We start from the raw sequence: 24821 nt of genomic DNA on the forward strand, positions 1-24821 counted from the left end.
ATTACTTAGCCCACCAGAGTTTGGCGTTCAGGTTATCCCCACCCATTCGGGTGGCGGCTTCGGTGTAATTTTCTTTATTCAGCGACTGCACCGATAACGGATAAGCCATGCGGGCGGGCATTTTACCATCATTTTCCAGACCCGGCCCTTTCGGCAACACCGGAAAACCCGTCCGACGGTATTCGGCCCACTGCTGCATTTCCGTGAAGAACAAGGCGATGTATTTCTGCGTCATTAACTGCTCCAACGTACCTGCGTAGGCTACGCCGTTGCGCGTCAGGAAATCGGCGGGCATGGTGGCTCCCCAGTAGGTCATCGAGGCCCGAATGCCTTTTTCATAATGGTCTTTGGGTGAATCGCTGCTGTAGCCTTTCAACGCCGCTTCAGCCAGCAGAAACTCCGTTTCGGCGTATTGCATGATGCTGCCCAGAATGGGTGATGTTTTCAGATTCTTGTGCAGTCGTGACGATGAAATGGCCGCTACTTTGGCCGCGTCGCCCAACGGATAACCACTCGGAACACCCACGAATTTGCCACTAATTTTGGTTGCCCACACATCGAGGCGCGGGTCTTGCCAGGTCGACAGCGTATTGACGAAGTAGGTCGAATAGGCGTTGGCCCCGTTGAAATCGTAATCGCGGTCATCGGCGAAGGGATTCAGCAGCGGGTTAACGGCCGTAAAGGTCAGCGTGGCACTTTCGTCGGTAGCCGTCATCAGCGGATACTTTGCCGGATTGGCCAGCATATCCCGGATTTTCTGCTTGAAATCGGCCGATTTTGCTTCGCCGCGCATCAGCAGCCGCAGCCGCAACGAGTTGGTGAACTTGCGCCATTTCACGGTTCCCGCCGCACTTTTATCGGCACCATACAGCGCATCGATACCCGGCGCCATGGTTTTAGTCACCTCGTACAGTGTGTTGGCCGAATCGAGTTTATTGACCAGATCGGTGTAAATGGCTTCCTGTGCGTCGAATTTGGGCGTAATCTGGTAGCTTGGGTAACCCTGCAACGCCTGTGAGTAAGGCACGTCGCCATAGGCATCGGTCAGGTTCTGAAACAGCCACGCCCGCACGGTCAGAGCGGCGGCCATCTGGTTACGGTTGTTGGTCTGCTTCGCCCGTTCGTACATATCCTGCACGTTCGTGAGCGTGAGGTAATAGTTATTCCAGAGATAATCTGACTCGCTCGGAATCAGCACGTAGCGATGAAACTGCCCGTCGGTCAGCGACACCGTTACCTGCATCATCTCGTTGTTCAGCCGGTGACTTCGGCTCAGTCCGATGTTCACTCCGTTCAGAACGGCCGTGTTCAAAAAGCTACCCGACGTGGCCGTTGTCACCGCCTCCGGGTCATTCAGTAGTCCATCCAGCGAGCTGGTGCAGCTCACTCCCGTCAGGAGGAGGAAGCCTAGAATAAGTTGTGTTAACGTCTTCATTGTTTGTTGGTTTGTGGTTTCCCCCCCGGCCCCTCCCGCGACGGCGGACCGCCCCCTACGGGAGAGGGGAGACGCACTACAGTAGCTTCGCACTATATTATTGGTGCCTCTTTCTTAGTGAGACAATCACTTGATTGGAATGAGCAAAGCACTACAAAGCAGAGCTAGTGTAGAGTAGCTCCCCTCTCCCAACGTGGGCGGTCCGCCGTTGCGGGAGGAGCCGGGGGTGAGGGGAAACGGGGTTACAGCGAAATAGTCAGATTTACACCCATCGTTCGGGTCGATGGGAATTGGGCGATTTCGAGGCCGGGGGTGATGGTTGAGTTATCGAGGGTTGATGTTTCGGGGTCGAAGCCGGGGAAGCTGGTCCAGTTATACAGATCACGGCCGTATATGCCGATGCTGGCACCGCGCAGGAAGGACTTGCTGAGCGTTTTGGCCGGAAATGTATAAGCCAGCCGTACCTCGCGGAGTTTGGTAAAGGTGGCGTCGAAGAGGTTGGCTTCCACGTTATCGCGGCCGTAAATCTTGCTGTAATACGTGACAATGTTGGTGGCCTTGGTGGTATTGGGTACGTAGGTGCCGTCGGCATTTTGGGTCACGCCTTCACCCACAATGCCATCGTAACGACCGGGCAACGTGGCCTTGATTTTACCCTGCTCGCCCAGCACCGAATTGGTCAGCGAATACACGCTTCCCCCCTGCTGCCGGTCAATCAGCACCGACATGTTCCAGCCCCGGTATTTGACATTGTTGGTCAGGCCGCTCCGCCATCTTGGCGTCGAATTACCCAAGTTTATAAACTGTTCGCTCAGCAGCGGATAGCCGGTTTTGTCGTAGACGATCTGTCCGTCCGGCGAGCGGCGGTAACCCAGGCCGTAGATCTCGCCGAGGGGTCGCCCTTCGCGGGCTTCTACCGTTACGCGGCTACCAACGTACCTGGCCAATACCACGTTACCCGTTCCGTTGTTCAGTTCCTCTACCCGGTTCCGGTTCATGGCCCAGTTCAGGGTTACGTCCCAGGTGAAGCCCTGCGGATTTTTTACCGGGCTACCCATCAGCGTGAGTTCAACGCCCCGGTTGGCCACTTTACCCATGTTGATCAGCGACGAGTTATAGCCCGATGCGTACTCGACCGGCGCATAAAGAATCTGATCGACAGTGAGTTGATGGTAAGCCGTCAGGTCGAGCGAAAGGCGATTTTTGAAGAAACGCCACTCGGTACCGATCTCCCACGATTTGTTACGCTGTGGTCGTAAGTTTGGGTTGGCGATGGTGTTCGGATTCTCCAGTTCGCCCGGAAACACGCCCGGCTCATACACTTTTTCGAGGTTATACGTACCCAGACGGGCATCGTACCCCACGCTGGCGTAGGCCCCGCGCAACTTGGCGTAGCTCACCCAACTCGGCATCGTTACGATGTCAGACGCGATGAGGCTCAACGTGGCAGAGGGATAGAAGAACGAGTTGTTTTGCGCGGGCAGGGTGCTGCTCCAGTCGTTCCGGCCGGTGATGTCGATGAATGCCACGTTTTTGTACGACATGTTCACGAAGCCATACAAACTGTTGATCCGTTTTTTGGCGCGGTCGCTGCGGGTTTGGGGCAGTTGCTCGCTGTTGGCCAGGTTATACACGCCCGGAATCACCAGCCGGTCGGCAAGTTGGTTGGTAAACGTCTGCTGCTGAATCAGGATATTCCCCCCCGCGTTGGCCGTCATCTGGAAATCACCCGTTGGGCGCACCTTATAACGGAGCAAAAAATCGGTGTTCGATTCCATGTTGAACACGTTCTGCTGCCGGTACATGCCTTCCTGAAACTTCTGCGTGTTCTTAGGCCGTTGCTGCGACCGGAATTCGTAACCCGCGTCCAGACCGCCGTGCAGGGTCAGATCCAGGTTTTTGATGATGTTGTAGGTCACTGACACGTTGCCCGTAATGTTGTGCCGGTTCGACTTGTTCAGCATCTCGTAGCTGATCAGATACGGGTTGTCGATCAGCGAGCTGAACGGGTGATTTTGTTCCACACCTTCGCGCCCCGGCACCCAGTATGACTTGTACCAGTCGAGGTCGATGTTCGGGTTTTGAAACGCTATGAAGTACATGATCGACTGGTTATTGTAGCCAGTCGTTGGCAGGTTATCGCTGAACTTGTTGTAGTAATTGATCTTCGTGTTCATCGACAGTTTCCGCGACACCTGCGACTGGTTCGAGAAGCCCAGGTTCAGACGCTGATAGCCGGTATTGGGCAAAATCCAGTCGTTTTGCAGATGCGAAATACTGAGCCGCGACGTACCCTTATCGCCTGTATTACTGATCGTTACGTTGTTCGACAGCGTTACACCCTCCTGGAAAAAATTCTTCCGGTTATCGGGGTAAGGCACCCAGGGCGTACGGGCTGTAAACGCACCCGATGCATCGCGCGGTGAATTGTACTGATAGAATGACTGCCCCTCGAAACGGGGTCCCCAGGCCGAACTAGTGCTTTGTGTACCCGGCCCGTCGGCGGTGGTGCCATACGAGTAGTAAGGCTGACCGGCTGTGCCCTGCCCATACTCATATTGGTAGTCGGGCCAGCGGTTTATCTGATCGATGCTCACATACGAGTTGACTGTCACGCCGATTCCTTTCTGTTCTTTGTTGCCGCTTTTGGTCGTGATGATGATGGCTCCCGCGCCGGCCCGCGACCCGTACAGGGCCGATGCGGCCGGTCCTTTCAACACGTTGATCGACTCAATGCTGTTGGGGTCAATGTCGGTGAGGGCGCTGCCAAAATCAACGGGCGAATCACCACCCAGATACGCGCCATGGCCCGCACCCTGAAACCCCGTATTGATCGGCTGACCATCCACCACGATAAGCGCGCCGGGAGAATTCAGATCCAGAATTCCTTCGCCACGTAATGTTACCCGGCTGCTGCCCATTGGCCCGTCAGTTTTGGTCAGGTTCAGCCCCGCAATCTTGCCCGATAACGAGTTGATCACGTTATTGGCGGGCGCATCGGTCACCGCCGCCCCGTCGAGCTTCTGGGTTGAATAGCCCAGCGCTTTTTCCTCCCGTTTGATGCCCAGCGCCGTCACCACCACTTCGTTCAGGCTACGCGTATCGGCGGCAAGTTGTACGTTGACCACCGACCGATTACCGACCCGAACCGTTTGTGACAGATAGCCCACAAATGAAAACACCAGGTCGGCCTGGTTGCTGGGTACGTTAAGTGTGTAGCGTCCATCTTTATCGGTTGTTGTGCCCTGTTGGCGGCTCGCTGGCCCGGCCAGTTTAAGCAGCACATTGACCCCAGGTACACCGTCGTTCGTTTGTGAATCGGTTACCTGTCCCGTAATGGCCACCTGAGCCAGCAACGGCGTATTGAGTAGCAGAAAGGCTATGGCACAAAGCCACACCGTCCGCCATTCTTGTGAATAGCGTAGACTAAAACGCATTGATAGTTGGTTGAGTTGGTTAAAAAGAGGATTACAGATATCCAGTCTGCTAAAGGACCAGCCTATTGAAGCCGCAAAACTATCTGCGCTGCATCAAGCCAGTTTTATCTAAATGTTACCGAATCTTTAAGATAATAAAGTAGGTACCCTATTTAATTAGCGTGCAAATCGGATATGTCATGTCGTTGCGAGCACACTGTATTGCTTCCTGATCTAGGCCACCATACGTCAGTAACAGGACCTCAACGTTTCTACAGATAATTAATCTTCTTCATTATCAACTTATTATAGCTTTTTTGACGCCTCGCCTATTATAACGGACTGCTTCTTTCCTTTCTGGATCAACATCCTGTCTTCCTTAGCCATGACTCGACAATGTACCGCACGAACGCTCCGATTGGCGGGTGCCGCAACCATGCTTTCCGGCGCTTTCTTCGTAGGCGCCTACTCTAACACCGACTTAAGTCGCGCTTCGAATCTGTTCCTGAATCGCTTCTTCGCTACACTTTCCGACGACGACAAGCACGACCCCAAAAATGCGGTGGCCAGCCTCAACGTCACGCCCGGTCTGCAGGCGTCGCTGTTTGCGGCTGAGCCCATGCTGAAAAACCCGACCAACATCGACGTTGATGCGAAAGGACGCGTGTGGGTGTGCGAAGCCTATAACTACCGGCCAGCTATAAACGGCAATCCAACAAACGACGCCGGTGACCGCATCGTGATTCTGGAAGACCAGAACGGCGACGGTGCGGCCGACGTGAGCAAGGTTTTTTATCAGGGGCCTGAACTGCAATCACCACTGGGTATCTGGGTGCAGGGCAACAAGGTCATCGTGTCTGACAGCCCTAATGTGTGGGTGTTTACCGATGAAGACGGCGATGACAAAGCCGACAAAAAAGAGATTCTGTTCACCGGCCTTAGCGGCGATCAGCACGACCACGGCATGCACGCTTTTGTGTTTGGCCCTGATGGGAAGTGGTACTTCAATTTTGGCAATGAAGGCCAGCAGATCAAGGATAAAGACGGCAAGGCTATTTTCGATCGGAATACGGGCAAAGCCATCGACAAACAGAGCTACCGGCAGGGCATGGTGTTCCGTTGTAACCCCGACGGATCGGAGATGGAAGTACTCGGGCAAAACTTCCGCAACAACTTCGAAGTGGCCATCGATTCATACGGAACGCTCTGGCAATCAGACAACGACGATGACGGCAACAAGAGCGTTCGGATCAATTACGTAATGGAGTACGGCAACTATGGCTACACCGACGAACTGACCGGCGCAGGCTGGAGCGCCAACCGGACTAACCTTGAAAAAGAAATTCCACACCGTCACTGGCACCTGAACGATCCTGGGGTTGTGCCTAACTTGTTGCAAACGGGGGCGGGTTCACCCACGGGTATCATCGTCTACGAAGGGTCCCTGCTGCCAGGTACGTTCCAGAATCAGGTCATTCATTGCGACGCTGGCCCCAATGTGGTGCGCGCTTACCCGGTCGAGAAAGACGGCGCAGGCTATAAAGCTACCATTGCCAATCTGGTTGAAGGTGTCCGCGATCAGTGGTTCCGCCCATCCGACGTTTGCGTGGCCCCCGACGGCTCGCTGATGATCGCCGACTGGTACGACCCCGGCGTGGGTGGTCACCAGGCAGGCGACCAGAACCGGGGACGGATTTTCCGGCTGGCTCCGCCAAATTCGGCCTGGTCGGTTCCGAAAACAGACGTTACAACTGGTGAGGGAGCTATTACAGCCCTGCAAAGCCCCAACATGTCGATCCGGTACATGGGCTGGACGGCGCTGCATAATCTTGGTACCAAAGCGGAGAAGCCACTGGCGAAATTGTATAAATCGGCAACGAATCCACGCATGAAAGCCCGGGCATTGTGGCTGTTGAGCCAGTTACCAAAGGGTCAGAAATATGTGGAAATGGCCTTGAAAGACGAGAACGCCGACCTGCGTATTACAGCCCTCCGTACCGCCCGCGAACAGAAAATGGACGTGATTGGGTACGTTAAGCAGTTAGTCAATGACCCGAGCGCTCAGGTACGTCGCGAATGTGCCATTGCCCTTCGTCGTAACCCGTCGCCCGAGGCCCCTGCCTTATGGGCACAACTGGCGGCGCAGCACGACGGCAAAGACCGTTGGTATCTGGAAGCCCTTGGTATTGGCGCTGATAATCAGTGGGATACCTATTACGCCGCTTATCTGAAACAGCTGAACAACGATCCGCTGGCCAATGCCGGTGGACGTGATGTAGTTTGGCGGGCACGCACTGCTGCTTCGGTGCCCATGCTGGCCCGCTTGGCGGGTGAAAAAGACGTTCCGCTGGCCAGCCGACTCCGGTATTTCCGGGCGTTCGATTTCAATCCTGGCAAGGTCGAAAAATCAAACGCGCTGTTGCAACTGATTCAGGAACAGAACAGCCCTGACGTGACGAAACTGGCCCTGCGCCACCTCGACCCGGCCTTTGTTACAAGCAGTGCTTCCGCCTCTCGGGCGCTTCAAAATCTGCTCGACCAGACCTACGGTACGGCCGAATACATGGAGTTAGTGCAGCGCTACAGCCCCGCTTCTGAGAATGCGCGCCTTCGCCAACTGGCCATCCTTAAACCAAACGACAACATTGGCCGCGATGCCGCCAAGCAGCTGTTAAAACAAAACGGGGCAGACATGGCTTGGGAAACCATCAACGGCTCGAACGCGGATGCCGCAACCAATATGGTCACGTCGCTTCGCCGGGTTGGCAGCAACGAATCGCTGGAGATGCTTAAAAGCGTAGCCCTCGATGAAAAGCGCGCCATGCCGCTGCGTCGCGAAGCGGCCCGGTCTTTGGGCGGCAGTCAGGACGGCGAAGATCTGGTTATCGTGTTACTGAAGTCGGGCAAACTGACCAGCGATCTGAAAGCGGCTGCTTATCAGGGTGTATCCACGGCCTGGCGCAAGATGATCAGGACTGAGGCGGCCAAATACCTCGATAGTAATCAGTCGGGTACGTCGACGGCATCAGCTAAAAAATTGCCCGGTGTCAACGAGTTACTGGCTATGAACGGTGATGCGTCACGTGGTCTGACGGTCTACAAAACCAACTGTTCGGTTTGCCATCAGGTCAATGGTGAAGGCATGGATTTTGGGCCTAAATTGTCCGAGATCGGCTCGAAGCTTGGGAAAGATGGTCAATATCTGGCCATTATCTACCCCGACGCGGGCATCAGCTTTGGCTTCGAAGGCTACGAGGTGAAGTTCAAAGATGGCAGTACCATGACCGGTATTATTTCGAGCAAAACCGAAACCGACCTGCAAATGAAGTTCCCCGGCGGGCTTGTTCAGAACTACAAAACCGCCGATGTAGCGTCGATGAAAAAGCTGGATACTTCCATGATGCCTTCCGGCCTTCAGGAAGCCATGAGCACCACAGAGCTCGTTGATCTGGTGGAATACCTGAGTGCGCTGAAGAAAAAATAATGGGCAAGAGTAAGTCCTATGACCGAATTTTTCGGGAGAATATTGAGCAGTTGGTTGTGCCATTGGCCAACCGGCTGCTCAATCTGACCCTGCCGGCACTACAAGAGATTCCCGACGACCTCCACCAGACGATCGAGCGTAAGCCGGACTTTTTGAAAAAAGTACTACACCCCAACGAAGCCGATAATTACATTCTGCACTTTGAGTTTCAAACCAAGGATGACGATGAAATGCTTGACCGGATGCTGGAGTACTACGCCATGCTTTATCGTAAATATGGTGTACCCGTCAGGCAATACGTATTCTACATTGGCGGCGGAATGTCGAAGATGAAATCCCACCTCTTCCACACGACGCTTTCGTTCAGGTACGAGTTGATCAATGCCTCTGAGGTAGACTATCACTTGTTTTTGAACTCATCTGTGCCGGAAGAAGTGTTGTTAACCGTGCTTGGCGACTTTAAACAGGATAAAGCCGATGATGTGCTGGAAGCGATCGTATCGAAACTTAGCGAATTGGTACCCCGTTCCTTAAGGCTAAAGCGGTATATCAAGCAGCTCGAAATACTTTCCAATCTGCGTAACTTGCAGGAGCTAACTATCAAAATTTCAGAAAAAATGGCACTGGTATACGATCTCAAAACAGATGTTCGATACAAGCAGGGCATTGAGCAGGGCATCGAACAGGGTATCGAGCGGAGCATCGAACTTATGGTTGAAAAGATGCTCCGCCAGGGTAAACTGAGCCACGAAGACATTGCAGATATAGCCGATGTAACCCTGGAGTACGTCGCTCACATCGCTCGACAACTTACTGACCAAAACCAATAAGGGTGCGTAACTACACTCCCGAAACCTCTCATTTATGACCCACCGCCGGGATTTCTTAAAAACAGCTCTTGGAGCATCGGGCCTGGCCCTGACTGGCCTATCGGGAGCGCAGGCATCCGTACGCGCTACCTCAGGTACGTTGCCTATCGTCGGCAAAAACAAGTTTAAGCTCGACTACGCACCGCATTTCGGCATGTTCGAGAATAGTGCAGGCAAAGACCTCATCGACCAGCTAAAATACATGGCCGACCAGGGCTTTACGGCTATTGAAGACAATGGCATGATGGGCCGCGAACCCGCCATGCAGGAAAAGATCGGCAAAGAGCTGGATCGGCTCGGCATGAAAATGGGGGTGTTTGTGGTTGATAAAGGTGGTAATGGCCAAAACACGCTGGCTGCCAATAAAAAAGAACACCTCGACATTTTTCTTAACGGATGTCGGCGCGCTGTAGAAACCGCCAAACGCTGCAATGCCAAATTCATGACCGTTGTGCCGGGCGATTTTGAGCGAAACCTACCTATCGGAATTCAAACGGGACATGTAATTGATGCGCTGCGTCGGGGATCTGAGATTCTGGCGCCAGCGGGGCTGACGATGGTACTTGAGCCGCTCAGTGACACACCTAACCTGTTCCTGCGTACCTCTGACCAGACTTATGAGATCTGTCGGGCCGTTAATAGTCCTGCCTGCAAGATTCTGTTCGATATCTATCACATGCAGAAAAACGAGGGCCACATCATCCCGCATATCAACTGGGCATGGGACGAGATTGGCTATTTCCAGATTGGTGATAACCCCGGCCGGAACGAACCCACCACGGGCGAGATCAACTACAAAAACATTTTCAAACACATCTACGATAAAGCTAAAGCCAGTAACCGATCCTTTATTTTCGGAATGGAACACGGCAAATCCATTGCCGGAAAAGACGGCGAAACGGCGCTGATCAAGGCCTACGTAGAATCGGATAGTTTTGCGGTATAACCACAGGAATAAATCGTTAAGAAGGAAGAATGGCTCTGCTGAAGCACCAATGGGTACTTTGGCAGAGCCATTCTTCCTTCTTAACGATTTATTCGAAAGTACTACAGTACAACAACCGAGTTTTCTTCGGCCGATACCGGGCTGGCTACGTATTTATCAGCGGCCCAGTCATTCGCCCACGTTTCGCCGTCGATGATGAAACGATATTGGTATTCAGAACCGATCGGTAGTTCAACCGTGGCTTTGAATGAACCATCTTTCTGCTTCTTCAGAGGCTGCGCATTTACATCCCAATCGTTAAAATCACCAACGAGCGATACCACTTTTGCACCGGATACGGCTTCAGCGGGAAGTTCAAACGTCACTTTGGCAACAGGCTTACTTTTGAGGAACTGCTTGGCAATAGGCATATGATATTTCGTTTTGGTTTTCGTGCAAAATTATATTTCACTAATTTTAAAATGCTAATTTATAGTTAGTTATAACTGTATATTCTTTTTATAGTACAATATTTTGTACATAACCTACAACTAGGCTTGTTTTTTCTGATACCTATCTGGTTACCTTCTTCAATCTTTCTTTGTTTATACTTCGCCAGAAATAATCCAAAAGGCCTCTCTTGTCGACAGCCAGGATTTGCATTCATTATATCGACACGAAATCATTTATCTCTGCCAACCGGATCTGGAGAAAACAGGTTGGTTGCTCCTTAAATGTCAACTCAACAGTGTCAACTAAACGTCTACTTAAGGCTGTCTGTTAACGGATTAGACTAATCTGCTTTAATGGCCATAAAACCAGAGGAGTAGGTATCCGGTTTTTTTCCGGGTACGTTGTTTTAACCGGCCTATAATTTGTATCTGGCTTTTTCTTAGTCTTCGGCCAAGCGCAGACAGGCCTGTTTACGGCCTCTTTAGACCTTTATTTTACTGCTGGCGCACGAACGAATTGAGTTCCATCAAAAACTTCACTTTAGGAAGACATAGCGTGATATTTCGCTGGGAAATGAGCGACAAATTTTGTATTTTTACAAGCTAGATACAGGCAGGCAAAATGCCCGTTTTCGGCTTTACCGGGACCCGCTTTCGCTTAAAACACATTCAAATACCGCATGACAAACGACGCTGTTGACACCGAAATGGAGGAAGAAGTTGCCAATCCCAATGGCCAGTATGGTTCCGATAACATTCAGGTACTCGAAGGGCTGGAAGCCGTTCGGAAACGCCCGGCAATGTATATCGGCGACGTAGGCGTAAAAGGCCTTCACCATCTTATTTGGGAAGTTGTCGATAACTCCATTGATGAGGCTATGGCTGGCTATTGCGATACCATCCAGGTCACCATCAACCCAGATAATTCAATCACTGTCAGAGATAATGGCCGGGGCATTCCGGTCGGTTTCAATAAGCAAACCGGTCGTAACTCACTCGAAGTAGTAATGACCGTGCTGCACGCCGGTGGTAAGTTCGATAAAGACACCTACAAAGTGTCGGGTGGTCTGCATGGCGTGGGGGTATCCTGCGTAAACGCGCTCTCAACGATGCTTCGCGTAGAAGTACACCGCGATGGCAAAGCCTATGACCAGGAGTATAGCATCGGCAAGCCGCAGTACGACGTGCGCGAGATTGGCACATCGACCGATACCGGAACGACCGTTCATTTTAAGCCCGACGAAACGATCTTTACGGAAACGACCGTATACCGGTTTGATACCGTAGCTGGCCGTTTGCGCGAGTTAGCGTACCTGAACAAAGGTATCCGCATCTCATTGACCGACATGCGCGAGCTTGATGAGCAGGGCAACCCGCTCTTCACCGCTGACTTCCACTCGGAGGGCGGCCTGAGCGAGTTCGTAAAGTACCTCGATGAATCTCGTCAGTCGCTCGACAACATGGCGCCGATCTACATCGAGAACGAGAAATACACGACGCCCGTACAGGTGGCCATGCTCTATAATATGGAGGCTGGCGAGAACGTGCAGTCGTATGTAAACAACATCAATACCCACGAGGGCGGTACGCACGTACAGGGCTTCCGCTCGGCCATTACGCGGGTATTTGGCCGCTATCTGGAGAAGAATCCAGGTCTGATTCCGAAGAACGCCAACAAAGTTAAATTTGAAGGCGGCGACTTCCGCAAAGGCCTGACCGCCGTTATTTCGGTGAAAGTGCAGGAGCCCCAGTTTGAAGGCCAGACAAAAGGCAAACTGGGTAACCAGGACGTTGTCAGCGCCGTTAGTCAGGCCGTGGGCGAAACGCTGGAAATGTGGCTTGAAGAAAACCCTAAGATTGCGCAGGCGATTGTCAGGAAAGTGTTGATTTCAGCACAGGCCCGTATTGCCGCCGATCTGGCCTACTCGCGCATCATGACCGACCGGAAAGACTTCATGGGCGGCATGGGCTTACCCGGTAAACTAGCCGACTGCTCAGATACGGACCCACGCGTGTGCGAATTGTATCTGGTGGAAGGTGACTCGGCCGGAGGGTCCGCCAAACAGGGTCGTAACCGGGCGTATCAGGCTATTCTGCCACTTCGGGGTAAGATCCTGAACGTAGAGAAGGCCATGGAGCACAAGATCTACGAGAATGAAGAGATCAAAAACATCTGGACGGCCCTTGGGGTACGTCTGGAGAAGAACAAAGAGACGGGCGAAACCGAGATGAACCTCGAAAAGCTTCGGTACCATAAGATCATTATCATGACCGATGCCGACGTTGATGGAAGCCACATCCGGACTCTCCTGCTCACGTTGTTCTTCCGTAACATGCGTGCGCTGATCGAAAATGGCTATCTGTATATTGCCCAGCCACCGTTCTACCTGGTAAAAAAAGGTAAAGAACAGCGTTATTGCTGGACGGAAGCGCAGCGCGAAATTGCTGTACGCGAACTGGCTGGCAGCGGCCGCGAAGAGGCCGTGAACATTCAGCGCTATAAGGGTTTAGGTGAAATGAACGCCGAGCAGCTCTGGGAGACCACGATGGACCCCTCGCAACGCAGCCTGAAACGAGTGACCATCGAATCAGCCGCTGATGCCGACCATGTGTTCTCCATGCTGATGGGCGATGAAGTACCACCCCGCCGCGATTTTATCGAACGCAATGCGAAATACGCCAAAGTAGACGTTTAGCAGGAAAACCGGGTCGAAAGGCCCGGTTTTTTGTTACATAACAAAAAGGTAATATACATCAGGTGACTGAATCACGATAAACGTACGTTGCCCCTGTAGCCTATTTTTGCATTGACGTCCTATACCATTGCCTTATGCGTAATCCTGACCAACCTCAACGCGGCCGTAACCTGATCGGCCATCTGGTATCTCGCCTAACCAGCCCCCGCCCGGCTACCACCGACCCTGGCAGTACCCTCAGCCCGGCAAAGTCGGCCGAACGCGCCAGTACGTTAATTGAGCAAAGCGATTATATTAGCCGGGACCTGAGTTGGTTGAAATTCAACGAACGCGTGCTCGATCAGGCACGCAACCCAAACCGGACGCTCATGGAACGGCTTAAGTTCCTGGCAATCACTGATTCTAACGCCGACGAATTTTTCAGCATCCGGGTAGGAAGCCTTTATAATTACCTGGATTATCACAAAGAACGGATCGATTACTCCGGTCTGCGCGAAGTGCCGTTTAAAAAGGCGCTATTCCGGGCCATGCAACAGTTCAACCTCGATCAGCAAACGGTATTTTCGGAGCAACTGCTGCCACTGTTTGCCGAAAACGGGTTAGCCCTGGCGAAGTATGCCGACCTGACAGAGGACGAGCAGGCGCAAGCAGCCAGCTACTTTGACCGGACAATTTTCCCGACGCTGACACCGATGTTGTATGACTACACGCATACATTCCCGGTGCTGCTGGCCAAGGTGCTGATCTTCGGGGTAGTTACCTTTACCCCCACCGGCGATTTCCGCGACCCAACGCCCGACGACGACAGCGACAATCACCGGCTTTCATTTGTGCAGATTCCGGCCAACCTGCCTCGGTTTATGACCTTCGAGCGGGATGAAGCCATCGTCTTTTTACCGATCGAAGAAGTTGTTCGTCAGCACCTGAGCAAATTGTATCGTAACGTCGAGATCTCGTCGGTAAACATGTTCCGCATTTCCCGGAATGGTGATTTTACGCTGGAAGAGAATGACGACGTGGAAGCTGATTTTCTGGATGAGATTAAACAGAAAATCAAAAACCGTCGGCTGGGCCGGGTGGTTCGGGTCGAGATCGAAGCCGGGCAGATAGAATCGCCGGCCTCGGCCTGGATGATCAGTTTGTTGAAAAAGCGCTGGGAAATCGATGATACGAACCTCTTTGAGGCCACGTCACTGATCGATTTTACCAGCTTGTGGCAGATCATCCGCCATCCGGAATTTAAGAATGATATGCCTGCTCCGCTCCCACCGGTTCCCCCCGTTGGCTTGGAGCGCGATAAGATCAACGACATTTTCGAGGCTATCCGGGAACGCGACATTCTGCTGCATCATCCGTATAATAACTTCGAGCCGGTGCTTCAGTTGCTGGAACAAGCTGCTGAAGACCCAAACGTGCTGGCTATTAAGCTGACGGTATATCGCCTGGCCAAGCGATCACGTATTACGGAAGCCTTGCTGAAGGCCGCCGAAAATGGCAAACACGTATCCGTGCTATTTGAGGTGAAAGCCCGTTTCGACGAGGAAAATAACATCCGCGAAGCACAACGGCTGCAGAAAGCAGGCTGCTTTGTCATCTATGGCATCAGCCGGTTCAAGACGCACACCAAGCTGTTGCTGGTTGTCCGGAACGAAGGCAGCCGGGTAGTTCGGTACGCTCACTTGTCGAGCGGGAACTATAATGAAGATACCGCCCGGATGTATACGGATATTGGCCTGCTGACGACCAACGAAACGTATACAAGCGACATCTCGGAGTTTTTCAACGTCATCACCGGCCATTCGTTGCCGAGCGGGTATCAGTACCTGATCACCGCCCCGCGGGATATGCGGAATCAGTTGATCGACCTGATCAGGGCCGAAGCGGATCTGGCTCGTCGCGGGTTGCCTAGTGGTATATGCATCAAGATCAATTCGGTGGAAGATAAGACCATCATTGATGAACTTTATGCTGCCTCGAAAGCAGGCGTACCTATTCGGCTGGTGGTACGGGGTATCTGTTGTTTACGGCCGGGACGTGAGGGACTCAGCGAAAACATTACGGTCCGTTCCATTGTCGGTAATTATCTGGAACACACGCGGTTATTCTATTTCCACAATGCGGGAGAACCTAAAATTTACGGGGGCAGCGCCGATGCCATGGTCCGCTCGTTCGACCGGCGGATCGAGTCGCTGTTCTACCTCGCCGATGTTCGGGTACGTCAACAGGCCATTCTGATTCTCGATTATAACCTGCGCGACACGGTAAATGCCTATGAATTGCAGGAAGACGGTACGTATAAAAAGTGCGAAGCGGCCGAAGGTATCGAACCATTCGATATGCAGGTCGCCTTTTTCGACATCAGCGAAACCGATGTTATGAATGCGCAATTATTTGAAGATACCGTTGCGCCACCCACCACCGACGTACCTGCCGACATGACCGAAGGCACCGAACGAAGCATCGCTACGATTTGATGAAACCCAACTAAATTGCCCCCATGGAAACGGTACGTGTGCATTTCCCGGAAGACTTACGGATGAACGATGATAAGCTCTTCCGTTTCTGTCGGGACAATCCCGGTTTGCGTTTTGAACGCCGTAAAAACGGCGATATCATCTTTATGAGTTTAACAGGGGGCGAAACGGGCAACCAAAATTTCGAATTAAGTATCGATTTCGGCATCTGGAACCGACAATCAAAATGGGGCTATTTTTTCGATTCGTCAACGGCTTTCCGCCTCTCCGACACGTCAGTAATATCGCCAGACGTAGCAGGCGTAAGCAAGTCTCGTTGGGAAGCGCTAACGGAAAAAGAACGCCGACGTTTTGTGCCGCTCTGCCCTGACTTCGTACTTGAACTACTATCCCCGTCGGATCGACTGGTAGACGCTCAACAGAAAATGGAGGATTGGATGGCCAATGGCTGTCAATTAGGCTGGCTCTTGTCGCCTGCTACCAGTACAGCCTATATATACCGTTCGAATCAGGAAGTAGTGGTGTATGAGACAACTCACCCACTATCCGGTGAAGACATTCTTCCCGATTTTATGCTAGATCTTAGCCAGTTATAAACCAACCCAGGTACGTTACAGAATAACGTACCTGAGTTATCTCTTGTGCATTGATCACACGATCCGCTCGGCGGTGACGGTAAACTCTTTGCCAAGCAGGCGCTTCAGGATCTCCTGCGCGCGGGCTTCACCTGCTTCAGTAATTTGAACCGACTTGTTCCGGCGATTGCCGTCAGTAAGTTGCTTGGCTGCCAGCGCATCGAGCGAGTCGAAGCTGTGGCCTTTCCAGTTGATGAGCGCCTTCCCTTGTGGATACCCATTTTCATCGGTCACTTCCTGCCGCCAGGCGGTCAGGTAAAGCACAGCAAGGGTTAGATCTTCTATATCTTCAGCGGTAATCTCGTTGGTTTGCATATGATTAATCGAAAAAGGACCTACAGGCAACTGCCGTTTCCTGATACGAAGGTAATAGCTAGCGGGCTGGAAAGGGGCGTTTTTTCGTACCTTCGTCCGCTAACATCAATAAGAACCATTTTTCTGCACCGTATCTGACCGCATGGAGCGTTTCACCGGATTACTCGGGATTGTCTTGATCTTGGGCATCGCCTTTGCGATGTCGAACAACCGCAAAGCCATCAATTATCGAACAGTAGGTGTAGGGCTGGCCCTCCAGTTTAGCCTTGCTGTTTTCGTCTTGAAAACCGACGTTGGGCAAAATGTATTTAACTACCTCGGCTTTCTGGTTAACAAGACGCTTGAGAATGCCGACAAAGGAGCTGCGTTCGTTTTTGGCTCACTGGTAAACCGGGATGTTCTGTCGCGGGCATTTGGCAGCGGTAACGATTTCATCTTCTTCTTTAAAGTTATTCCCACCATCATTTTCGTGGCGGTATTGGTGAATATCTTCTATCACCTGGGCATCATGCAGCGCATTGTGGCCCTGATGGCGCGAGTGATGAAGTGGCTGATGGGCGTCAGTGGGGCCGAGGCGCTCTCAAACGTGGCCAGTACATTCGTGGGGCAGGTCGAAGCGCAGATCATGATCAAACCCTATCTGTCTACCATGACCAATTCAGAGCTGCTGGCCTCGATGGCGGGTAGCTTTGCCTGTATTGCCGGTGGCGTTCTTGCCGTGTATATCTCGCTAGGGGTTCCGGCACCATACCTGCTGGCGGCCAGCATCATGGCCGCCCCCGGGGCATTAGTCATCTCGAAGATCGTTTTTCCGGAAACGGAAGCATCCAGTACACAAGGCGTTGTTAAAATCGAGATCAAGAAAATCCACGCTAACCTGGTCGATGCCATCGCCAGCGGTGCCAGCGAAGGGTTGAAAGTAGGCTTGAATGTAGTGGCCATGCTAATCGGCTTTATCGCGCTTATCTCACTCATCGATATGTTGCTGGGTAAAGCGGGCAGCCTGGCCGGATTCCCCATTCTTAGCCTGAACTACCTGCTTGGTAAGCTCTTTTCGGTGTTTGCTTGGGCCATGGGCGTACCGGGTAAAGACGTTGAAGCAGCCGGGGCGCTGATGGGTACCAAAATGGTAGTCAACGAATTTGTAGCCTACATTGAACTGGTAAAAATCAAGTCGACGCTCGACCCTAAGACCATTGCTATCACCAGTTTTGCCCTCTGCGGATTCGCCAATTTCTCGTCGATCGCGATTCAAATTGGCGGCATCGGCGAACTGGCGCCAAGCCGCCGGAAAGACTTGGCTAAACTCGGTTTCAAAGCCCTGATCTGCGGGACCTTAGCCAGCTACATGTCTGCCACCCTGGCGGGGCTACTTCTTTAAGTTTACAGTTTTCAGTTTACTGTTTTCTGTTGCGTTGCCTCCAGGCAAACGTTTCATTAAGCAGAGGAACTGAAAACAGTAAACAGCAAACTGTAAACTGTTAACATGCGTATCGGAATTTTCTTTGGTGGCCCTTCGCGGGAGCGCGATGTATCATTTGCCGGCGGACGCACCGCACTGGCTAACCTGAATAAAGCCCTATTCGACCCCGTCCTGGTGTTTGTCAGCGGCTGGGGACGGTTCTACATCGTTGAACCGGACTTTCTGGAAAACGCATCCATTCGGGCAGCTTTGCCTGAGCAGGATGGCTTTTCGGTGTATGACGAATCCCTGGAAGAGGAAGACGTCATTCCTGGCGAACAGGTTGATCCAGAATGGTTTGAAGATTATTTCGACATTGCCTTTCTGGCCATGCATGGCCCCGACTGTGAAGACGGCGCTATTCAGGGCCTGCTTGAATGGCATAAGATGCCTTATACCGGCCCAGGCATTCTGGGATCAGGGCTGGGCATCAACAAAATCCTGCAAAATAACCTGATTGCGCTGGTTAACGGGCAGCAGAAGAAAACGGCAACCGTGACGCGTGACGCCTGGAAACAGGCCGATCAAAGTGCTTTCTTCGAGTCGCTGATCACTCATTTGGGCCTGCCGATTGTGGTGAAGGCACCGCATCAGGGCTCGTCGATTGGGGTAGCGATCGTGCGCGAGAACAATCTGGGTACGTTCCAGCGGGCTGTGAGTCAGTGCTTCTTTACCACTACGCTTCACCTGGCCGACTGGGCCGATATGGATGAGCAGACCAAGCATGATTACGCGCAGAAAACAGCAACCCTGAGTTCTGCCATTGGCTATCCGCTGATTATCGAAAATACGGGTGAATACGCCATGCACCCCGCCGATCTGATTGAAAAGCTGGACGACGAGGCCGACGAAGACACCGATCGGATTTTTACGCTGGCTTCTGTCAATGCCGAAGACGAGCTACTTTTTGAAGAGTTTATCAGCGGCCAGGAGTTTTCGTGCGGCGTTATTCAGGACGATGATGGCCTGGCGGTGGCGCTCCCTCCTACCGAAATATACAATGCCGACGCGTTTGATTACGAGACCAAATACCTTACCAGCGTTGCCAAAAAGCGAATTCCGGTTGGTACCAGTCTGGAAAATAACCGGGCTATTCAGGTCGGTATCGAGCAGCTGTTTACGAAACTCGGTATCAATGTGTATTCGCGTATCGACGGCTTCCTGACGCCGGAAGGTCCTGATGGTGAGCCTCAACGTGTGCTTTTCCATGACCCAAACACCATTCCGGGCATGTCGCCAACATCGCTGATATTCAAGCAGATGGCTGAGATCGGCATGAATCTGAGTGATTCACTAACGTACCTGATCCGTCAGTCACTGCGGGAGCGGATTCGGACAGGGAAAGATACACACCGCCTGAAGCAGATGCTGACAGACCTGGACGCTAAACTGGCCGCTCGTAAAACAGCCGATTTGCCGGTGCAGGTCATTCACTTCGGTCCGTCGGATGAAGAGTGGAACCGGGGCAAGGCGGAATACAACGCCGCCGCCGCCCTGGCCGAAACACGCCCCGAACTGGTGTATCTGAAATCGAAAATGGAGACCTACGAAGTGCCGGTTTACTTCCTGTTCAAAGACACGCTGGCTGATCTGGAAGAGGCATTGACCACACCGCGCCACCCATTACTGATTGAGACGCAGGAACGGGCACGCCACATCACCGAGCGTTACGTATAGCTGGGAAAGACTAGTACGATGTATTGCTGACGCTTGGCCCTTCGACAAGCTCAGGGTGACAACTCACATCCATATGTTCATGACGAACTTGGGTAAGATTGTCACCCTGAGCCGGGGGCGCCGAGCCTGTCGAAGGGATCGCACGAGAAGCAACACACACCAGCACGAAGCCAACAAGCAACTCAGCCCCAACTCCCATTTACAGTTTCAGTGGATGCACTACTCAAAAAACTGAACCTCACCAATCAGCAGCATGCGCTGCTGGTGAACGTACCTGCGGAATTAGCGACGTTGATGACAGCGTTTTCTGAGCGCATGTCAGTTTCACAACAACCAGAATCGCTGGAGAAAGCCGATTTTGTGATGGGTTTCGTACAGCAACTGGCGCAAGTGGAACAACTCGCTGCCTGGACAGCCACCCATACCGAAGGCGATACCGTTGTGTGGATGGTGTACCCGAAGCAATCGTCTAAGAAGTATCGCTGCGAGTTCAACCGCGATACGGGCTGGGCATCGCTGGGTAAGGCCGGTTTCGAGCCCGTTCGTATGGTGGCGGTCAACGACGACTGGTCGGCGTTGCGTTTCCGGCGGGCGGCGTTTATCAAGACCATGACCCGCGACCAAAAACACATGCTGTCTGAAGAGGCAAGAAGCCGAACGAGCCAGCCAGCGAATCAATAGCCAGCCGATTGGTTAAGCCGTGGTTGCATGGGCTTAACCAATCGTTTGCTTTTCAGCCGTTTCAGGTACGTATTCGAGCAGATCGCCGGGCTGACAGTCGAGGGCGTTGCAGAGAGATTCGAGCGTACTAAACCGGATGGCTTTGGCTTTGCCCGTTTTCAGAATAGACAGGTTCGCCAGGGTTAAGTCAACCTTCTCGGCCAGTTCGGTCAGCGACATTTTCCGCCGCGCCATCATCACATCAACGTTTACAACTATGGGCATGATGATCAGATGGTTAACTCGTTTTCCTGCTGTAGTTGCGTGCCATACTTGAACACCTGCGCCAGGGCCAGTATGCAAAGGCCAGTCAGTGCCACCATTACGTCTGACGAAGGAGCGCTTACACTTAAGTTATAGGTCTGTTCAGATGGCTCACTGACAATAAACCCGTACGACTCCAGATATCCAGAGGCTCCCGCTTCGGCAAACCACTTGGTCCCTGCATTTAATACGCTGAATACCAGCAACCCCTGTCCAATTCGGGTTAGCCGGGTAGTCTGTTGTTCATCAAAAACATGTCGGTCGGCCAGACTTTGAAATAGCTTCATGAACATGTAACTGGTAAATATACCAAGCAGTGCCAGAAGTAGTCCGGTACTGCCCGCTAGCCATAATGACATTGGCAGCGTTGCCAAGTTGATAGGGCCTCTTACCGATAGATAGAGCGAGTTACTTACCCGACTAAGGCTTAGTGAATTTAATGGGCCATTTGTAAGGTCGAATGAGGGCTTAGACCATTGCTGAAGGTTTTTACCCGTCTCAGGCATCGATACTGGTGCCGAAACAGTTCCATTGATATTCGCCGTAATAGTCCATTTACTCCCTTCGGGAAGGCCGAAGGCAGCCAGATAAAGTAGAATACCTGCACAAAGAACATACCCAAGGATCTGACCGTAGAATAAAATGGCAAATAGCCGGGCCAGCCAGCGCGGGAGTAGTATAGAATTCATAGTAAAAGAGTTTAGTGTATTACAAACATCAGTAAATATTTATTGATAAACAATAAATATTTACTGATTATCAAAACAAGCAACTAGAAATTCAGGTACGTTATCCAATGAATTGCAGCACTTACCCGCATGGTGTAACTTCGCCCGTATAAAACCAGTCTTTCCCTTTTCAGACGTATATGACTACGCAACAACTTGATGCCACGACGCAACAGAACGTTGATACCTGGCTCAACGGCGCCTACGACGCCGACACCAAAGCCAGCATCCAACAATTACTCGATAGCGGTAATTCTACCGAACTGACCGACTCCTTTTACCGCAGCCTTGAGTTCGGAACGGGGGGCCTTCGTGGCGTTATCGGCGTGGGGTCGAACCGGATGAACCGCTACACGGTTGGCGCGGCTACACAGGGCTTTGCCAACTACCTGAACAAGTCGTTTGCCGGGCAGGATATCAGCGTGGCCATTGCGCACGATAGTCGCCGGATGAGCCCCGAATTTGCCCGGATTGCCGCCGATATTTTCTCGGCCAATAACATCAAGGTGTATCTATTCTCAGACCTGCGCCCAACGCCTGAACTCTCGTTTGCTATTCGGCAACTGGGCTGTCAGGGTGGCGTAGTGGTTACGGCCTCGCACAACCCGCCCGAATACAACGGCTACAAAGTGTACTGGAACGACGGATCGCAGGTGGTATCGCCGCACGACAAGAACATCGTTGATGAAGTAAGCGCCATTTCGAGCGTAGATGACATCAAATTCGATGGTGTCGACACGAAGATTCAACTCATCGACGAAGCGGTTGACGCGCCGTATATCGAGCGGGTAAAATCGAATGCCGTTAATCCCGGCGTCATTGCCCGTCAGGCCGACCTGAACATCGTTTATACGCCCATTCATGGTACCGGTATTACGCTGGTTCCCCGTGCGCTGGAAGCGCTGGGCTTTACCAACGTGAGCGTGGTAGAAGAACAAGCCAAGCCCGACGGTAATTTCCCGACAGTTAAATCGCCAAATCCGGAAGAGCGGGCGGCCATGCAAATGGCCCTCGATCAGGCGCAGGCGCAGAATGCCGATCTGATCATTGCCACCGACCCCGACGCCGACCGTGTTGGTGCCGGCGCGCGGAATCACCACGGAGAATTTGAGTTGCTGAATGGCAACCAGATGGCCAGCCTGATCATTTTCTACCTGTTGCGGGCCTGGAAAGATGCGGGTAAACTGACCGGCAAGGAGTTTGTCGCCAAGACCATCGTTACCACCGACCTGATCGATAAACTGTGCGAGCAGTATGGTGTAACCTGTTACAACACGCTGACGGGTTTCAAATACATTGCGCAGGTCATTCGCGAACTGGAAGGCAAGCAGCAGTTTATCGGTGGTGGCGAAGAAAGCTACGGGTACCTGATCGGTGATTTCGTGCGCGATAAAGACGCCATCGCTTCCTGCACGATGATTGCCGAACTGACCGCCGACGCCAAAGACAAAGGCCTGAGCCTGTTCGATCTGTTGATGGAAATGTATCAGCAAACCGGCTTCTATTACGAGGCGCTGGTTTCGCTGACCAAAAAAGGGAAGGCTGGTGCCGAGGAAATTCAGCAGATGATGGCCGATTTCCGGGCTAATCCACCTAAAGAAATTGCCGGATCGCCGGTAGTCCGGGTTGATGATTACGATGCGCTGACCCGTCTGGATATGGCGTCGGGTCAGACCACGCAAATCGAGTCAGGTACGTTGGGGATCGAGTCGTCGAACGTATTGCAGATCTTCACTGCTGATGGCACGAAGGTTTCAGCCCGTCCATCCGGTACTGAACCAAAGATCAAATTCTATGTCAGCGTGAATGAGCCACTGCCTAGCAAAGAGGCGTTCGATGATACTTACGCGGCCCTGAAAGCCAAAGTGCAACGGGTTATCGACGAACTAAATCTGAAATAGCAACTTACAGCTAACCAGCTATATATCAGGAAGGGCAGCCCGTTTTGGCTGCCCTTTTTTATTACTGGCCAATCATGGCTTACCCCAACTACCATACAAATTCCCTCTTTTGACTACAGAACATTAACTTTGGTTGGCCGCTAACTCTTCCACTAACCAAAGAGCGAACGAGCTATGCCAATCAGCCAGCAACCGTATGTCCGCTATTCGGATAACGTAGAAGTTAAACAGCCAAACGATGACGAATAGACACGCCAGGTCGTTGAGTCGATGGCTCGCGTGAATCGAATGATGTTCGACAAACACCGCCACGCAATTCGCGACGCCCATGCCAAGAGCCACGGCATTCTTCGGGCCTAACTACAGATCTACGGCAACCTGCCGGAGGAACTGGCACAGGGCCTTTTCAAGACGCCCAAAACGTACCCGATCATTATCCGGCTGTCAACTGCTCCGGGTGCCATTATGCCCGATGGACAACCTACGTTTCGAGGGTTTGCGATCAAGGTCGTTGGTGTTAGCGGCCAGAAATACTTACCGGAAGAGGCCGACACTGTAACACAGGATTTTTTGCTGGTCAATCATCCGGTCATTCCAACAGGAACGGTGGAAACGTACCTGGAGCAGCAATTGAAGCCGGAAAAGCAGGCGGGCTTGCCCGAAGAAGTACAACAGATACAGTCGTAACTCATAACGGGCGTCAACAAGGCGCTGGATGCCGTTGGCTTGAACCTGGAGCCGAACGATTTGGGCGTTGGCAAGCCGAATACGCATATTCTGGGCGAAACCTTTTTTACGATGGCCGCGATTCGCTACGGCGACTACATCGCCAAACTATCCGTTACGCCACTCACTGATAACGTGAAAGTGCTTACGGGTAAAGAGATTGACCAATCGAATGATTCCGCTCTACGCGGTCTTGTTGTAGATTTTTTCGTACGTGACGGAGCCGAATACGAACTTCAGGCGCAGCTATGCACCGATTTGGAAACGATGCCTGTCGAAGATGGATCCGTTGAATGGCCTCAGGAAAAGAGTCCGTACCGGCCCATTGGTAAAATTATCATTCTAGCCCAAAACGCGTATAGTCCCGCCCGACGTGTATATGCCGACGATGTTCTGACGTTTAATCCGTTTCACTGTTTACTAGAGCATCGCCCATTAGGCAGCATCATGCGGGCGCGACAGTTGGCATACGAAACCTCCAGCCAGTATCGGCACAAGATGAATGCTCAGCCCAAAGTGGAGCCAAAAAGCATCAACTAACTGCCTGATTGAGAAGGTAATACAGCCAGAGGCAAATCGATACAATTACACAAAAAAGGGGCTTATAAGCCCCTTTATTTACTTCAGCGTAATGGTACTACT

General features: G+C 52.2%; 18 protein-coding genes. 12 read left to right on the forward strand and 6 right to left on the reverse strand.

Annotation, left to right across the window (positions count from 1 at the left end):
* Nucleotide 1 precedes the first annotated feature (1 nt).
* Complete coding sequence (locus tag J2I46_RS29215) at nucleotides 2-1435, reverse strand: SusD/RagB family nutrient-binding outer membrane lipoprotein (RefSeq protein WP_207332641.1); 1434 nt, start codon at nucleotides 1433-1435, stop codon at nucleotides 2-4.
* A 242-nt stretch (nucleotides 1436-1677) separates the two neighbouring features.
* On the reverse strand, nucleotides 1678-4872 hold the full coding sequence (locus J2I46_RS29220; RefSeq protein WP_207332642.1) for a SusC/RagA family TonB-linked outer membrane protein: 3195 nt from the start codon (nucleotides 4870-4872) through the stop codon (nucleotides 1678-1680).
* Nucleotides 4873-5287: 415 nt separating this feature from the next.
* On the opposite strand from J2I46_RS29220, the gene J2I46_RS29225 reads away from it, so the two are divergent.
* The 3 genes from J2I46_RS29225 to J2I46_RS29235 are packed head-to-tail and all read left to right on the forward strand — an operon-like array spanning nucleotide 5288 to nucleotide 10150.
* Nucleotides 5288-8335 carry a PVC-type heme-binding CxxCH protein gene (locus J2I46_RS29225; protein ID WP_374758111.1) on the forward strand — a complete coding sequence of 1016 codons (3048 nt, stop codon included), beginning with the start codon at nucleotides 5288-5290 and terminating at the stop codon, nucleotides 8333-8335.
* Nucleotides 8335-9165, forward strand: coding sequence for an RpnC/YadD family protein (locus J2I46_RS29230; RefSeq protein ID WP_207332644.1), 831 nt, complete (start codon nucleotides 8335-8337; stop codon nucleotides 9163-9165). The genes J2I46_RS29225 and J2I46_RS29230 overlap by 1 nt, the downstream gene beginning before the upstream one ends.
* 34 nt (nucleotides 9166-9199) lie before the next feature.
* Complete coding sequence (locus tag J2I46_RS29235; RefSeq protein WP_207332645.1) at nucleotides 9200-10150, forward strand: hydroxypyruvate isomerase family protein; 951 nt, start codon at nucleotides 9200-9202, stop codon at nucleotides 10148-10150.
* Between the two features lie 101 nt (nucleotides 10151-10251).
* Here the strand turns inward: J2I46_RS29235 and J2I46_RS29240 are convergent, their stop codons facing one another.
* Nucleotides 10252-10560, reverse strand: a complete 309-nt coding sequence (locus J2I46_RS29240; RefSeq protein ID WP_207332646.1) for an isoamylase early set domain-containing protein — start codon at nucleotides 10558-10560, stop codon at nucleotides 10252-10254.
* Between the two features lie 728 nt (nucleotides 10561-11288).
* Here J2I46_RS29240 and gyrB point away from each other — a divergent pair.
* The 3 genes from gyrB (at nucleotide 11289) to J2I46_RS29255 (ending at nucleotide 16347) form a co-directional block, all read left to right on the forward strand.
* Entirely contained in the window at nucleotides 11289-13277 is a 1989-nt protein-coding gene (gyrB, locus tag J2I46_RS29245) for a DNA topoisomerase (ATP-hydrolyzing) subunit B (protein WP_229380012.1), read from the forward strand.
* A 134-nt stretch (nucleotides 13278-13411) separates the two neighbouring features.
* The gene (ppk1, locus tag J2I46_RS29250; protein WP_207332648.1) at nucleotides 13412-15751 is read left to right on the forward strand and encodes a polyphosphate kinase 1; all 2340 of its coding nucleotides are present in this window, start codon (nucleotides 13412-13414) and stop codon (nucleotides 15749-15751) included.
* Nucleotides 15752-15774: 23 nt separating this feature from the next.
* Nucleotides 15775-16347 carry a Uma2 family endonuclease gene (locus tag J2I46_RS29255; protein ID WP_207332649.1) on the forward strand — a complete coding sequence of 191 codons (573 nt, stop codon included), beginning with the start codon at nucleotides 15775-15777 and terminating at the stop codon, nucleotides 16345-16347.
* Nucleotides 16348-16401: 54 nt separating this feature from the next.
* Here the strand turns inward: J2I46_RS29255 and J2I46_RS29260 are convergent, their stop codons facing one another.
* Nucleotides 16402-16701 (reverse strand): DUF6429 family protein, encoded by a 300-nt coding sequence (locus J2I46_RS29260; RefSeq protein ID WP_207332650.1) that lies wholly within the window; start codon nucleotides 16699-16701, stop codon nucleotides 16402-16404.
* A 142-nt stretch (nucleotides 16702-16843) separates the two neighbouring features.
* Here J2I46_RS29260 and J2I46_RS29265 point away from each other — a divergent pair, with 142 nt between their 5' ends.
* The 3 genes from J2I46_RS29265 (at nucleotide 16844) to J2I46_RS29275 (ending at nucleotide 20521) form a co-directional block, all read left to right on the forward strand.
* The gene (locus J2I46_RS29265; RefSeq protein ID WP_207332651.1) at nucleotides 16844-18082 is read left to right on the forward strand and encodes a NupC/NupG family nucleoside CNT transporter; all 1239 of its coding nucleotides are present in this window, start codon (nucleotides 16844-16846) and stop codon (nucleotides 18080-18082) included.
* Between the two features lie 105 nt (nucleotides 18083-18187).
* A complete protein-coding gene (locus tag J2I46_RS29270; RefSeq protein ID WP_207332652.1) occupies nucleotides 18188-19840 on the forward strand; it encodes a D-alanine--D-alanine ligase family protein in 1653 nt (550 codons plus the stop codon).
* 210 nt (nucleotides 19841-20050) lie between these two features.
* A complete protein-coding gene (locus tag J2I46_RS29275) occupies nucleotides 20051-20521 on the forward strand; it encodes a hypothetical protein (protein ID WP_207332653.1) in 471 nt (156 codons plus the stop codon).
* A 33-nt stretch (nucleotides 20522-20554) separates the two neighbouring features.
* Here the strand turns inward: J2I46_RS29275 and J2I46_RS29280 are convergent, their stop codons facing one another.
* The gene (locus J2I46_RS29280) at nucleotides 20555-20785 is read right to left on the reverse strand and encodes a helix-turn-helix domain-containing protein (protein WP_207332654.1); all 231 of its coding nucleotides are present in this window, start codon (nucleotides 20783-20785) and stop codon (nucleotides 20555-20557) included.
* Nucleotides 20786-20790: 5 nt separating this feature from the next.
* Nucleotides 20791-21513, reverse strand: a complete 723-nt coding sequence (locus J2I46_RS29285) for a DUF2975 domain-containing protein (RefSeq protein WP_207332655.1) — start codon at nucleotides 21511-21513, stop codon at nucleotides 20791-20793.
* A 179-nt stretch (nucleotides 21514-21692) separates the two neighbouring features.
* Between J2I46_RS29285 and J2I46_RS29290 the strand changes: the two genes are divergently transcribed.
* From J2I46_RS29290 to J2I46_RS29300, 3 genes are all read left to right on the forward strand, one after another.
* Nucleotides 21693-23453 carry a phospho-sugar mutase gene (locus tag J2I46_RS29290; RefSeq protein ID WP_207332656.1) on the forward strand — a complete coding sequence of 587 codons (1761 nt, stop codon included), beginning with the start codon at nucleotides 21693-21695 and terminating at the stop codon, nucleotides 23451-23453.
* A gap of 465 nt (nucleotides 23454-23918) precedes the next feature.
* A complete protein-coding gene (locus J2I46_RS29295; RefSeq protein WP_207332657.1) occupies nucleotides 23919-24140 on the forward strand; it encodes a catalase family protein in 222 nt (73 codons plus the stop codon).
* A gap of 111 nt (nucleotides 24141-24251) precedes the next feature.
* Nucleotides 24252-24719: a catalase family protein gene (locus J2I46_RS29300; RefSeq protein ID WP_207332658.1), complete on the forward strand. Its 468-nt coding sequence runs from the start codon at nucleotides 24252-24254 to the stop codon at nucleotides 24717-24719.
* Nucleotides 24720-24821: the final 102 nt, after the last annotated feature.

The sequence above is a fragment of the Fibrella forsythiae genome (assembly GCF_017353175.1).
GTDB lineage: Bacteria > Bacteroidota > Bacteroidia > Cytophagales > Spirosomataceae > Fibrella > Fibrella forsythiae.

What these genes read in the sequence shown, in the direction of transcription:
- J2I46_RS29215 (WP_207332641.1), bottom strand. Translation starts at nt 1,435, where the DNA reads ATGAAGACGTTAACACAACTTATTCTAGGCTTCCTCCTCCTGACGGGA.
- J2I46_RS29220 (WP_207332642.1), bottom strand. Translation starts at nt 4,872, where the DNA reads ATGCGTTTTAGTCTACGCTATTCACAAGAATGGCGGACGGTGTGGCTT.
- J2I46_RS29225 (WP_374758111.1), top strand. Translation starts at nt 5,288, where the DNA reads ATGCTTTCCGGCGCTTTCTTCGTAGGCGCCTACTCTAACACCGACTTA.
- J2I46_RS29230 (WP_207332644.1), top strand. Translation starts at nt 8,335, where the DNA reads ATGGGCAAGAGTAAGTCCTATGACCGAATTTTTCGGGAGAATATTGAG.
- J2I46_RS29235 (WP_207332645.1), top strand. Translation starts at nt 9,200, where the DNA reads ATGACCCACCGCCGGGATTTCTTAAAAACAGCTCTTGGAGCATCGGGC.
- J2I46_RS29240 (WP_207332646.1), bottom strand. Translation starts at nt 10,560, where the DNA reads ATGCCTATTGCCAAGCAGTTCCTCAAAAGTAAGCCTGTTGCCAAAGTG.
- gyrB (WP_229380012.1), top strand. Translation starts at nt 11,289, where the DNA reads ATGGAGGAAGAAGTTGCCAATCCCAATGGCCAGTATGGTTCCGATAAC.
- ppk1 (WP_207332648.1), top strand. Translation starts at nt 13,412, where the DNA reads ATGCGTAATCCTGACCAACCTCAACGCGGCCGTAACCTGATCGGCCAT.
- J2I46_RS29255 (WP_207332649.1), top strand. Translation starts at nt 15,775, where the DNA reads ATGGAAACGGTACGTGTGCATTTCCCGGAAGACTTACGGATGAACGAT.
- J2I46_RS29260 (WP_207332650.1), bottom strand. Translation starts at nt 16,701, where the DNA reads ATGCAAACCAACGAGATTACCGCTGAAGATATAGAAGATCTAACCCTT.
- J2I46_RS29265 (WP_207332651.1), top strand. Translation starts at nt 16,844, where the DNA reads ATGGAGCGTTTCACCGGATTACTCGGGATTGTCTTGATCTTGGGCATC.
- J2I46_RS29270 (WP_207332652.1), top strand. Translation starts at nt 18,188, where the DNA reads ATGCGTATCGGAATTTTCTTTGGTGGCCCTTCGCGGGAGCGCGATGTA.
- J2I46_RS29280 (WP_207332654.1), bottom strand. Translation starts at nt 20,785, where the DNA reads ATGCCCATAGTTGTAAACGTTGATGTGATGATGGCGCGGCGGAAAATG.
- J2I46_RS29285 (WP_207332655.1), bottom strand. Translation starts at nt 21,513, where the DNA reads ATGAATTCTATACTACTCCCGCGCTGGCTGGCCCGGCTATTTGCCATT.
- J2I46_RS29290 (WP_207332656.1), top strand. Translation starts at nt 21,693, where the DNA reads ATGACTACGCAACAACTTGATGCCACGACGCAACAGAACGTTGATACC.
- J2I46_RS29295 (WP_207332657.1), top strand. Translation starts at nt 23,919, where the DNA reads ATGCCCGATGGACAACCTACGTTTCGAGGGTTTGCGATCAAGGTCGTT.
- J2I46_RS29300 (WP_207332658.1), top strand. Translation starts at nt 24,252, where the DNA reads ATGGCCGCGATTCGCTACGGCGACTACATCGCCAAACTATCCGTTACG.